The organism is Enterobacter cloacae complex sp. S1 (assembly GCF_014930525.1).
Lineage (GTDB): Bacteria > Pseudomonadota > Gammaproteobacteria > Enterobacterales > Enterobacteriaceae > Enterobacter > Enterobacter hormaechei_C.
The window spans coordinates 221998-234316 of the sequence record NZ_JADBRE010000017.1 but is presented as its reverse complement, the minus strand read 5'-3'; the positions used below and the strand labels follow the sequence as shown (position 1 = coordinate 234316).

Below are 12319 nucleotides of genomic sequence, written 5' to 3'. Positions count from 1 at the left end.
TGTTCCTCAGCCCCGGGCGCGTTCAGCAAGCCACAGGCGCAACTGTTTCTTATCAACTTTGCCGACCGGCGTGAGCGGAAGCGCATCCACGCTCTCCACGCGGTCCGGCAGCTTAAATTCGGCGACGCCCTGCTCGCGCAGGAAGCGGCGCACCTCCACCGCGCGCAGGGGCTGTTTCACCACCAGGTACGCGCAGCTTTTTTCGCCCAGCAGGCTGTCCTCCATGCTCACCAGCGCGGCGTGGATCACCGCATCGTGGCGCAGCAGCAGGTTTTCGATCTCTTCGGCGGCGATCTTCTCGCCACCGCGGTTGATCTGATCTTTCTCGCGCCCCTGCACGGTGATGTAACCCTGCTCATCGATGGCGATCAGATCGCCCGAGCAGTAGAAACCGTTGGCATCAAAGGCGCTGGCGTTGTGTTCCGGGCTATTGAAATAGCCGCGGAAGGTGTAAGGGCCGCGCGTCATCAGACGCCCGACTTCCCCGCGCGGCAGCGGGTTACCGTCCTCGTCCGCCACCCACACTTCATCGTCCGGGCACATCGGGCGGCCCTGGGTATTGATGATGCGCTCCGGCGCATCGTCGAGGGCGGTGTAGTTCACCAGCCCTTCCGCCATGCCAAACACCTGCTGAAGCTGGCAGCCAATTTCCGCCGGAATACGTGCCGCAAGCGTGGAGGAGAGACGTGCGCCGCCTACCTGGAGCAGTTCGAGGGATTTCAGCTGGGCGTTCCCCGCGCCGTCGGCAATCGCCTGCAACCACAGGCTGACCGCGGGCGGCACCAGTGAGGTGACGTTTATCTGATGCTGCTCAATCAGCGGGAAGCAGAGCGTGGCGCTCGGATCGTTAGCCAGCACCACGCAGCCGCCCGCCGTGAAGACGCCTAACGATCCCGGCGAGCTCATGGCGTAGTTATGCGCCGCGGGAAGCGCGTTCAGATAGCGGGTGTGCGCAGTGATACCGCAGATTTCGTTGCTGCGACGGATGCTGTAGTCGTAGTCGTTGTGCGTACGCGGGATCAGCTTCGGCGTGCCGGTGCTGCCGCCGGAGAGCTGGAAGAACGCCACTTCGTCGGCGGGCGTCGGGTTCGGGATGAAATTGTCCGCCGGGCGTGCAATCGCCGCCTCCAGCGCGTGTTCGCCCTTATCGCCGCGTAGCAGCACAACGCGTACCGAGCGATGCGCATCCACAAAGGTATTGAGAAAATCATCACCCGCGAACAGCGTGTGGTCGCGGTCGGCAATCAGCACGGCGGGTTTGATCTGCTCCGCGTAGGTGTTGAGTTCGCTGCGCTGATGGCTAAAGAGCGCGTTGACCGGTGCGACGCCGATTTGCAGCAGCGCGAAGAAGGTGATGTAGAACTCGGCCACGTTGCCGAGCTGCACCAGCGCTGTCTCGCCGCGATGCAGCCCCTGCGCCTGAAGGGCTGACGCCAGATTCGTCACCGCCTGATTAAACGCGCGGTAGGTGATGCGGCGATCGCCGTCAATTATCGCGACCGCATCGTTGTCCGCATGGTCCGTCAGGATGTGGGTCAGCGGCAGATCCTGCCAGTAGCCTTTTTCACGGTAGCGGCGGGCAAAATCCTCAGGCCAGCGGGTAAAAGGGATGGTCATGAGTATTCCTTAGTGCAAACCAAACACGTTGAGCATGGTGGAGAGCTTCACGCCCGTCTCGCGCCACTCGCCCACCGGGGAGGAAGCAGGCACAATGCCCGCGCCGGCAAACAGGCGAACGGTATTTTGATGCAGCCGCGCGCAGCGGATAGTTACCACCCACTCGCCGTTACCTTCGCTGTCGCACCAGCCGACGATGCCGCCGAACAGCTCACGATCGAACGGCTCCAGCTCGGCAATCAGCTCTTTTGCCGCCTGATGCGGGAAGCCGCTCAGCGCTGGCGTCGGGTGCAGCAGGCAGGCCAGCGTCAGGGCGTTCTCGTTTTCACGCGCGTCACCTTCTACCGGCGTCGCCAGATGCCACAGCGTCGGGGTGGTGATGAGCTGCGGGGAAGCCGGCATGGTCAGATGATGGCTGCGCGGTTCCAGAATGGTTTTCATCGCCTGCGTTACCAGGTCGTGCTCGTGACGGTCTTTTTCGGAGGCCAGCAGCTTAGTGCCCGCTTCGCGATCCAGCACATCGTCCGGCTGACGGCGCGCAGAGCCCGCCAGCGGCAGCGAGCTAAAGTGCGCGCCCTCTTTACGCAGCAGCAGTTCCGGGCTGGCGCCCAGCAGCACGCCGCCGTCTTCCAGCGGTACGTGGAAGTTAAAGCTCGCCGGGTTCTGGGCGATAAGACGCTCCATCAGCGCGCTGCTATCAATCTGTTTGTCGGTGGCGATATCAATCAGGCGCGACAGCACCACCTTATTCACCTGCGGCGTGGCGGTGAGCGACGCGGCGCGAGCGACCATCTCCTCGAAAACCGGCTGCGGCGGGATCTCGGTGCGTTGTTGCACGTTCAGCGTCTGCGCGCCGGAGGCGTAGCGTGCGGACTGCTGACGCGCCGGGCGGGAGAAGGTTTGCCAGCGTTGCGGAATAAACAGCGATGACGATTTGCGGGTATCGAAGGGGATCGCCCCTACCATCACCGGATGGGCAATGCCGCTGTTTTTCGCATTCCGGAAAGCCTGAGCTAATTTCTGCTGAAAGGGGCCCGCCGGATCGTCACCGCCGACGGCGGGTTCAGAAAAACGGGCAAAACAGCCTGACGTGGTAAAACTGCGATAGGGCGACATAAAGAAAAAGCTGTCTGATTGCAGCGTGGTCGCGGTGTGCTGAAGGTCCTCAGCCAATGACGTATCCATATCATCCTCCTAAAATGATAAAAGCAGTAATAATGATTATCATTTATATTTTCGTCGGCTAACCTAATCCCACATCGCCCTGGTGTCAACCGCAGAGCAAACAACTTGTGCGACTAACGCTTGCATACCTTCCCCGCAATCATGAAAATGAGAAGCATTAACTTCAACAAAAACAGGATGCCGTTCTGTGAAACTCCCTGCCGTTTGCCGTAATGCCTTTCTTTTAACAGGACTTTTTGTTTTAGGACTAACCTCAGCGACGGCCGCCGACTGGCCGCGTCAGGTCACAGACAGCCGCGGCGTACATACGCTTGAGAGCAAACCGACGCGCATTGTCTCCACCAGCGTGACCCTAACCGGCTCCCTGCTGGCCATTGACGCCCCGGTTATTGCCAGCGGAGCCACCACGCCAAACAACCGCGTGGCGGATGCACAGGGCTTTTTACGTCAGTGGGGCGATATCGCGAAACAGCGTAAGGTTTCCCGGCTGTACATCGGCGAGCCGAGCGCCGAAGCCGTCGCGGCCCAGATGCCGGACCTGATTTTGATCAGCGCCACCGGCGGGGATTCCGCGCTGGCACTCTACGATCAGCTTTCCGCCATCGCCCCGACGCTTATCATTAACTACGACGACAAAAGCTGGCAGGAACTGCTGACCCAGCTGGGGACGATCACCGGGCAGGAAACACAGGCCGCAGAGCGCATCGCTGCCTTCGATAAACAGCTCGCCCAGGTGAAGCAGCAGATGAAGCTGCCGCCGCAGCCGGTGAACGCCATCGTCTACACCGCCGCGGCGCACACGGCGAACCTGTGGACGACAGACTCGGCTCAGGGCAAACTGCTGCACCAGCTGGGCTTCACGCTGGCGGCGTTACCTGATGGATTGCACACCTCGAAAAGCCAGGGCAAGCGTCACGACATTATTCAGCTGGGCGGGGAAAACCTGGCGACGGGGCTGAACGGCGAAGGGCTGTTCGTGTTTGCCGGCGACCAGAAAGACGTGGACGCGATTTACGCCAATCCGCTGCTGGCGCATCTGCCGTCGGTCAAGAACAAGCGCGTCTGGGCGCTGGGAACGGAGACGTTCCGCCTGGATTATTACAGCGCGTTGTTGGTGTTGCAGCGTTTGAATTCAATTTTTAAATAAGAGGCACGTTTCCCGTAGGCCCGGTAAGCGCAGCGCCACCGGGCGTTTTGTCGGGTGGCGGCTACGCCTTACCCGACCTACAGGTTCTGCCTGAACCGACGCAACTCCACCAAAACCGCCAATAAAATCACGCCAACCACGGCTAACACAAACCCGCTGCTGCTCGCCGACGCCACCGGGGTCATTATCGCCCCCAGCCCGCCGAGGATCGCTGCGCCAATCGCATCGCCCGTGACGTTCTGCGCCGTCCACAGGCCGTTAATGCGCCCGAGCATCCCTTCCGGCGTCTGGGTCTGGATCAGGGTGTACTGTAAAAGAGAGCTGACCGCGCTCAGCCAGCCAAAAATCACCAGACACATCACCCCCAGCGCCCACACCGGCATCAGGCTGAAGAAACCAATCGCGATAAACGAGGCCAGCGTCGCCACCAGCATGATTAACCCCGGTCTCGCGCTCTGCGCCAGGTTTCCGCTGGTCAGCGCCCCGCACGCGGCGCCGAGCGGAATGGCGGCGTACAGCACGCCAATCTCTGAGGCGCTCATCTGCCACTCGCCCGCCAGCGCCGGGTACAGCACGCGCACGGCGCTCGCCATCGTCAGCAGGCCGCCGAGCAGCGCAATGCCGCCAATCAGCGGGTTGCTGAACAGAAAACGAATCGCGGCCATCAGGGACTTCAGCGGATGCTCGCGCGGCTGCGGCGGCGGTGGCAGGAGCGGCAGACGCAGCAGCGTCAGTGTGGTGATAAAGGTTCCCGCCGCGGCAAGGCCGTAGTTCCACGCCACGTTGCCGGTCGCCAGCAGCAGGCCGCCGACCATCGGCGAAATCACCGATCCCAGACGCACGGTGAGCATGGTGATCGCCCCCGCCTGCATCAGGTTCTCGCGCCCGACCAGCGCGGGCGTGGCCGCCAGCAGCGCCGTCACGCCTAACGAGGCAAAAAAGCCGTCCCACAGGCCCAGGGCATAAATCGCCATCAGCGACGGCTCCGGCAGCATTGCGTTCAGACACAGCCCGACAAAGCCCACCCCGCAGGTGCCGCGCGCCAGCAGGATCAGTTTTTTACGCTCGTAGCGGTCCGCCAGTACGCCTCCCACCATCAGGCCGATAAACATCGCCCCGCCGGTTAAGGTGACGGATAACCCCACCAGCCAGCTGGAGTGGGTCATGGTCTGGATCTGTACCGGCACGGCGACCCCGAGCAGGCCGAGGGATAAAATGGAGATAAAGCGGGCGATAAAAACCGCTCGAAACGCCGGGTGCGTTTTCAGCAGGCTGAGGTTGAGCAGCCAGGATTTTTGATTCATGACAAGGCCTTGAGGTATCGGTCTACCATTTCCATGGGCGCACATGCTAACATAGCCAAATAAGATAGATAACGATAATTACTATCATTATCACATCATGGACGTTGCTATGTCGTTTTCCTCTTCCGCGGTGCGCGCCGTAGCCGTGCCCGTTTTATTGCTGCTGTTGATCCTTGCGATTGCACTCAGTTTGCTGGTTGGCGCGAAGCCGCTGCCCGCGTCCGTTATTGTCGATGCGCTCTCCGGTACCTGCCAGAGCGCCGACTGCATTATCGTGCTCGACGCCCGCCTGCCCCGCACCCTTGCCGGCCTGCTGGCCGGTGGCGCACTCGGGCTTGCCGGTGCCCTGATGCAAACCCTCACCCGCAACCCGCTGGCGGACCCTGGCATTCTCGGCGTGAACTCTGGTGCCAGTTTCGCCATTGTGCTCGGCGCGGCGCTGTTTGGTTTCACCTCTCCGTCTGAACAGCTGGTGATGGCCTTCTGCGGCGCGCTGGCCGCCTCGCTGGTGGTGGCCTTTACCGGCAGCCAGGGCGGCGGACAGCTCAGCCCGGTACGTCTGACACTGGCGGGCGTGGCGCTCGCGGCGGTGCTGGAAGGCTTATCGAACGGCATCGCCCTGCTCAACCCGGACGTGTATGACCAGCTGCGCTTCTGGCAGGCCGGTTCGCTGGATATCCGTACCCTTGATACCCTGAAAGTGGTGGCATTCCCGGTGTTTATCTCTGCCGCCGTAGCGCTGTGTTTAAGCCGGGCGCTCAACAGCCTGAGCCTCGGCAGCGACACCGCGACCGCCCTCGGCAACCGCGTGGCGCGTACGCAGCTGACGGGCCTGCTTGTCATCACCGTGCTGTGCGGCAGCGCGACCGCCGTCGTCGGGCCGATTGCCTTCATCGGCCTGATGATGCCGCACATGGCGCGCTGGCTGGTGGGGGCGGATCACCGCTGGTCGCTGCCGGTCACGCTGCTGGCGACCCCTGCCCTGCTGCTGTTTGCCGACGTACTGGGCCGCCTGCTGGTGCCGGGTGAATTGCGCGTCTCGGTGGTCAGCGCCTTTATCGGCGCGCCGGTGCTGATCTTCCTGGTACGACGCAGACGCGAGGGTGGCGCATGATGGCCCCGTCCCGTAGATTACTCACCAGCGTCGTCCTGCTGGTCGTCGCCAGTCTGCTGCTGGCGGTCTGGAGCCTGCAAAGCGGTGCCGTAACGCTTGATTTCGCGCAGGTCTTTCACGCTCTCACCGGCAGCGCGCCGCGTAACATCACCATGGTGGTCACCGAATGGCGACTGCCGCGCGTGGCGATGGCGATCCTGGTTGGCGCGGCGCTTGGCGTCAGCGGCGCAATATTCCAGTCGCTGATGCGTAACCCCCTCGGCAGCCCGGACGTGATGGGCCTGAATACCGGCGCGTGGAGCGGCGTGCTGGTGGCGATGGTGCTGTTCGGGCAGCATCTCATGGCCATTACCTTTACGGCGATGGCGGGCGGCATTCTCACCTCCCTGCTTATCTGGGCCCTGGCCTGGCGCAACGGCATCGACACCTTCCGCCTGATCATCATCGGGATCGGCATCCGCGCGATGCTGATGGCGTTTAACACCTGGCTTCTGCTACAGGCGTCGCTGGAAACCGCACTCTCCGCCGGGCTGTGGTACGCCGGTTCCCTCAACGGTCTGACGTGGGGAAAAACCTGGCCCGCCGCGCCGCTGATTATCCTGATGTTTATTGGCGCGTTGCTGCTGGTCAGGCGCATGCGCCTGCTGGAGATGGGCGACGACAGCGCCTGCGCGCTGGGCGTGAGCGTAGAGCGCTCGCGCCTGATGCTGATGCTGGTGGCGGTCTTGCTGACCGCAGCGTCTACCGCCATCGCCGGGCCGATCTCGTTTATTGCCCTTGTCGCGCCGCATATCGCGCGGCGACTTAGCGGCACCGCGCGCTGGGGATTAACCCAGGCAGCGCTGTGCGGCGCAGTATTACTGCTGGCCGCCGATCTCTGCGCTCAGCGGCTGTTTACGCCTTATCAACTGCCGGTGGGCGTGGTGACCGTCAGCCTCGGCGGGATTTACCTCATCGTCTTGCTCGTTCAGGAGTCACGCAAGAAATGACAGATTCAACACCCCGCTTGCGCGGCGAAAACTTGACCCTCGGCTATGGTAAAAAAATCATTGCCCGGGACTTATCCGTTGCCATTCCGGACGGCCACTTCACCGCCATCATCGGGCCAAACGGCTGCGGCAAATCGACATTGCTGCGCACGCTGAGCCGCCTGATGTCGCCGGTTGAGGGCAGCGTGTTCCTCGACGGGGAGCAGATCCAGCGCTTCGCCAGCAAAGAGGTGGCGCGCCGAATTGGGCTGCTGGCGCAAAACGCCACCACGCCGGGGGATATTACCGTGCAGGAGCTGGTCTCCCGCGGGCGCTATCCGCACCAGCCGCTGTTTACCCGCTGGCGCAAGGAGGACGACGAGGCCGTGAAGCGCGCGATGCAGGCGACGGGCATCACCGATCTGGCCCAGCAAAGCGTCGATACCCTCTCCGGCGGACAGCGCCAGCGCGCGTGGATCGCGATGGTGCTGGCGCAGGAAACCTCGATCATGCTGCTGGACGAGCCGACGACCTGGCTGGATATCAGCCATCAGATTGACCTGCTGGAGCTGCTGAGCGAACTGAACCGTACGCAGGGGTACACCCTGGCGGCAGTGCTGCACGACTTAAACCAGGCGTGCCGCTACGCGACGCATCTGATTGCGTTGCGCGACGGCGAGATTGTGGCGCAGGGCGCGCCGAAGGAGATTGTGACGCCGGATCTGATCGCGCGGATCTACGGCATGCGCTGCATGATTATTGACGATCCGGTGGCGGGTACGCCGTTGGTGGTGCCGTTGGGCAAGCGTGCGGTCTGATGCCCTCACCCCGGCCCTCTCCCACGGGGAGAGGGAGCAAACCATCCCCTCTCCCCGTGGGAGAGGGTTAGGGTGAGGGGCTTTAAACGTTACCCCAAAATTTCCTTCAGTACCGGCCCAATCTTTTCAAACGCCTGCGGTGAAATGATATCCACGTGGGCGCAGTCCTGGCTGTACACCTCCAGCTCACCCACCCACGGCGCCCATGCGGCCTGCGGATCCAGGGTTCGCGTTCGCTCGGCGACAAACAGCGTCGCTTTACCGTCAAACCGCGCGCTGTGCGCCGTGGTGAGCAGCCGCACCGCGTCCGCATAGTTGCCTTCAATGGCGTTAAACAACTCGCTGGAGCCCTGCCCCTGCTGGGCGGCAATAAACGCCTGACGTTCGCGCTCAATTTCCGCCAGCACCTCCGGATCGAGGCCGTTGGCCTCTTTCTCCGCCCAGTTCTGGGTTTCCGGTGGCCAGGTATCCAGCAGGCCGAGGAACGCTACGTCTTCACCCTGCTCGCGCAGACGCGCCGCAATGCCCTGCGCCAGCGTGCCGCCGAGGGAATAGCCGAACAGATAATACGGCCCCTGCGGCTGTTGCTTACGCAACGTGTTCAGATGATGTTCGATCACCGCATCGAGATCCGCACACTGCTGCATCGGCCCCTCAGGCCGGGGAGACTGAATGCCGACGATTGACCAGCGCGGGCTGAGGTAGCGCGCCAGGAGGCTAAACTGCCAGGCAAAGCCGGACGCCGGATGGAAGCAGAACAGCGTGGGGCCGTTGCTTTCACGCAGCGGGAGAACGGTTTCATACCCCAGACGCTGCGCCTGCTCGTCGCTCATCTGCGAGTCCAGCAGGGCGCTAAGCTTGCTCACCGTCGAGGCGACCATAATCTGCCCCGGCGTGACCTTGCGGCTGAACGCACGGCTGAGCTGAGCCGCAAGGCGCATCGCCAGCAGCGAGTGGCCGCCGAGGGCAAAGAAATCGGCCTCGATATCGTTCACCGCGCAGCCCAGCAGGGCAGAAAACGCCTGCGCCACGGTGACTTCAGTTTGCGTCTCGGGCGCGCGACCGGAAGTTTTGCTGGTCAGCTCCGGCAGCGGCAGCGCCTTGCGATCCAGCTTGCCGTTGGCGCTTAACGGCAGCGCGCTGATTTGCAGCAGCACCACCGGCACCATATGCGGCGGCAGCTGGGCTTTGAGTGATGCAAGCAGCGCGTCGCGATCCAGCGGTAAGCCGGATTCAGAGACAACGTATCCCACCAGCTGGCGGGCATCGCCGCCCGTGGCAGCCGCCTGGTTGAACACGCAGGCGTGCGCCACCGCCTGGGCCACATCCGGCAGCGCGAGCATCGCCCGGTCGATTTCGCCCAGCTCAATGCGCTGGCCGCGGATTTTCAGCTGATCGTCGCTGCGGCCCAGATATTCCACCGCGCCGTTGTCCAGCCAGCGGGCAACGTCCCCGGTGCGGTACATTCGCTCGCCGGGGGCAAACGGATCGGCGATAAAGCGGCTGGCGGTAAGGTCGGGGCGTCCCAGATACCCCTGCGCCAGCTGGATGCCGGTGAGATAGAGATCCCCCGCCACGCCGAACGGCACCGGGCGCATCATCGCGTCCAGAATGCGCAGCCCCGTATTCCACACCGGGAAGCCAATTGGCACGCTGTTGCCCTCCACCGCCGCCAGCTCGGGGCCAAACGCCGGATACCAGCTCACATCCACCGCCGCTTCGGTCGGGCCATAGAGGTTGTGCAGCGGCGCATGGGTGAGCTGTTCCCACTCGCGACACAGCGCAGTCGGCAACGCCTCGCCGCTACAGAACACCTGCTTCAGCGTCCTGCAACAGTCGACGTTTTCCGGCGTCAGCGAGGCGACGAACGCCGCCAGCATCGACGGCACGAAGTGGGTGGTGGTTACGCCATATTCTGCGAAGAAGCCCTGCATTGCCTGCGGATCGCGGTGCGCGTCCGGCTCGGCCATCACCAGCTTCGCCCCGGCGATAAACGGCCACCAGAACTCCCACACCGACACGTCAAAGCTGCACGGCGTTTTCTGCGCCACCACGTCATGCGCCGCCAGTGGATAATGATCCTGCATCCACTTCAGGCGGTTAACGATGGCGGTATGGCCGACCATCACCCCTTTTGGACGCCCCGTCGAACCGGAGGTAAAGATGATGTACGCGGTCTGCTCCGGCTTCGCCAGGCGCAGAGGTTCAGCATCGGTGGCCGGTAATAGTGTGTTGTAACTAAAGGTGGCGATCGGCAGATCGTTAAAGCGCGGAAGCTGCTCGTCGGTGGTAATGAGCAGCGACGGCTTCGCGTCCTCCAGCATCATCCGCAGACGGTCATCCGGGTAACCGGTATCCAGCGGCAGCCAGGCGGCGCCTGCTTCAACAATCCCGTGCAGCGCCAGGGTCAGGAACACCGAGCGCGGGAGCGCCACCGCCACGCTGTCGCCCGGCTTCACGCCGCGCGCGCGCAGCAGGTTTGCCAGCGCGACCACCTGCTCGCGCATCTGGCGGTAGTTCAGTTCAGTATGGGCATCCGCCAGCGCGGGGGCGTCCGGCGTTTTGCTCGCCTGCTCCGCCACAAGATCCGCCAGCGTGGTAGACGGCAGCGCCAGCCCGGTATCGTTGATGCGCGCCAGCCGGGCGTATTCCTGCTCTGATACGGTTTCCACGTCGCCACAGCGCAGGTCCGGATTGGCGGCAAACTGCGTCAGCATTGCGTTCAGGCGCGCCGCGTGCCCCTTCAGCGTCGCCTCGTCGTAACGCTGCCCGTTGGCGAGGATCTCAATGCTCAGTCCGCCCTGCTCGTCCGGGAACAGCGCCAGCTCCAGATCGTTCACCGGGCCGGTTGCCAGCGTGTGGGTAATGGCCTCCACGCCGTCGATATTCAGCTGATAATCGAACACCTTGACGTTCAGCACCGGACCAAAAAGGGCTTCGTCGCCTGCGGCACGTCCGCTGTCGCGCACGATCTGCTCGGCGTCGTAACGCTGATGGCGGCGCATCTTTTTCAGCTGGTTCGCCAGGCGCAGCGCCAGTTCCGGCAGGCTCTCGTGCGGGCGAATATTCACCGCCAGCGGCAGGACGTTGAGCACCGGTCCGGTCGCGGTCAGCGCGGCGGAGCCCATACGGCGCATAAAGATAAACCCGGCGGCGTAGTCCAGCCGTCCGGTCAGGCGGCCCAGCCACAGCGCCACCAGCGCAAGGGCCAGATCGGTACGCTGCGCCTGGCCTGCCATCTGTGCAAGCTGGCTGAACGCACGGCCGTCCATCGCAATTTTCAGGCGCAGGATATCGGTGGTGGCGGCGCGTCCCGGCAGCGGCGCGGAAGAGAGCGAGACCGGAGAAGGAAGCTGTTTGCGTTGTTCGGCCCAGAAAGCACCGTCGCGCTGATACGCCTCGCTGTCGCGATAGCGCTGATACTCCTCCACCACCTCGGCGAACGGGGTGAACGGGGAGGCCGGTGTGGATTCACCTTTCTGCCACGCAGCGTAAATGGCGGTGATCTGACGGGTAATAGCAGGGAAGCTGAAGCCATCTACCACCAGATGATGATACCGCTGATACCAGTACCAGTGGCTTTCTCCCACCTGGATCAGCTGGTGAAACGCCAGCGGCTGACCGCTGTCGACGCGCAGGTTCTGGTTGAGATCGGCCTCCATCAGCGCCACGGCGGCGTCGTGGGAGTCAACGCGCACGATGGACGGCTCCGGCAGGAGCATGGCCTCATCGATCCACTGCCACACCTCACCGTTATCTTCGGCAAAACGCATCCGCAGGGTGTCGGCCTGCATCATGCCTTCAGCGATGGCTTTTGCCAGCAATGGCGCATCGATAGCGCCTTTCAGCTCGGTGTAGTGCGCGACGCTCCAGGCGTTTGGCAGGGAGGAAAGCTGCTCTGCCATCCAGATCCCCGGCTGGGCGGCGACAAGAGGGAGACGGTTCATGCGCGCTCCCCCGCAAAACATGACGGCTCAAGCGTCTGCCACTGTTCCGCCAGCCACTGCTGGCACGCCTCCTGAGATTGCGGTTCGCAGACCACGCGCCAGCCCGCGGGCAACTCGCACTGCTGCGGCCACAGGCTGTACTGCCCCTGGTCATTTTGCAAAATGGCGAACTGTCCCTGCGGATTATCGAAAGGATTGCTGAATTCCATACAGACTCCG

Annotated in this window: 9 protein-coding genes; 4 read left to right on the top strand and 5 right to left on the bottom strand. The window is 63.1% G+C overall.

Translation table 11 applies throughout. The features are described from left to right. Window positions 1-6 precede the first annotated feature (6 nt). On the bottom strand, window positions 7-1617 hold the full coding sequence (gene entE, locus IM290_RS12810) for a (2,3-dihydroxybenzoyl)adenylate synthase EntE (RefSeq protein ID WP_193041744.1): 1611 nt from the start codon (window positions 1615-1617) through the stop codon (window positions 7-9). A 9-nt stretch (window positions 1618-1626) separates the two neighbouring features. Next, window positions 1627-2802 carry an isochorismate synthase EntC gene (entC, locus tag IM290_RS12805; protein ID WP_193041745.1) on the bottom strand — a complete coding sequence of 392 codons (1176 nt, stop codon included), beginning with the start codon at window positions 2800-2802 and terminating at the stop codon, window positions 1627-1629. Between the two features lie 187 nt (window positions 2803-2989). Between entC and fepB the strand changes: the two genes are divergently transcribed. Beyond that, on the top strand, window positions 2990-3949 hold the full coding sequence (gene fepB, locus IM290_RS12800; protein WP_193041746.1) for a Fe2+-enterobactin ABC transporter substrate-binding protein: 960 nt from the start codon (window positions 2990-2992) through the stop codon (window positions 3947-3949). Window positions 3950-4026: 77 nt separating this feature from the next. On the opposite strand, the gene entS is transcribed toward fepB, so the two are convergent. Beyond that, complete coding sequence (gene entS / locus IM290_RS12795; protein ID WP_017382514.1) at window positions 4027-5253, bottom strand: enterobactin transporter EntS; 1227 nt, start codon at window positions 5251-5253, stop codon at window positions 4027-4029. Between the two features lie 109 nt (window positions 5254-5362). Here entS and fepD point away from each other — a divergent pair, with 109 nt between their 5' ends. From fepD to fepC, 3 genes are read left to right on the top strand one after another with little or no spacing between them, the layout of a single operon-like run. Continuing rightward, window positions 5363-6367, top strand: a complete 1005-nt coding sequence (gene fepD, locus IM290_RS12790; RefSeq protein WP_193041747.1) for a Fe(3+)-siderophore ABC transporter permease — start codon at window positions 5363-5365, stop codon at window positions 6365-6367. Then, window positions 6367-7356 carry an iron-enterobactin ABC transporter permease gene (gene fepG, locus IM290_RS12785; RefSeq protein ID WP_074135033.1) on the top strand — a complete coding sequence of 330 codons (990 nt, stop codon included), beginning with the start codon at window positions 6367-6369 and terminating at the stop codon, window positions 7354-7356. Before fepD ends, fepG begins: the two co-directional genes overlap by 1 nt. Continuing rightward, window positions 7353-8153: an iron-enterobactin ABC transporter ATP-binding protein gene (fepC, locus tag IM290_RS12780; RefSeq protein ID WP_032647637.1), complete on the top strand. Its 801-nt coding sequence runs from the start codon at window positions 7353-7355 to the stop codon at window positions 8151-8153. The genes fepG and fepC overlap by 4 nt, the downstream gene beginning before the upstream one ends. Before the next feature lie 89 nt (window positions 8154-8242). Here fepC and entF read toward each other — a convergent pair whose 3' ends face one another. Next, on the bottom strand, window positions 8243-12100 hold the full coding sequence (gene entF, locus IM290_RS12775; RefSeq protein WP_193041748.1) for an enterobactin non-ribosomal peptide synthetase EntF: 3858 nt from the start codon (window positions 12098-12100) through the stop codon (window positions 8243-8245). Continuing rightward, window positions 12097-12309: an MbtH family NRPS accessory protein gene (locus IM290_RS12770; RefSeq protein ID WP_015571182.1), complete on the bottom strand. Its 213-nt coding sequence runs from the start codon at window positions 12307-12309 to the stop codon at window positions 12097-12099. The genes entF and IM290_RS12770 overlap by 4 nt, the downstream gene beginning before the upstream one ends. Between the last annotated feature and the right edge of the window lie 10 nt (window positions 12310-12319).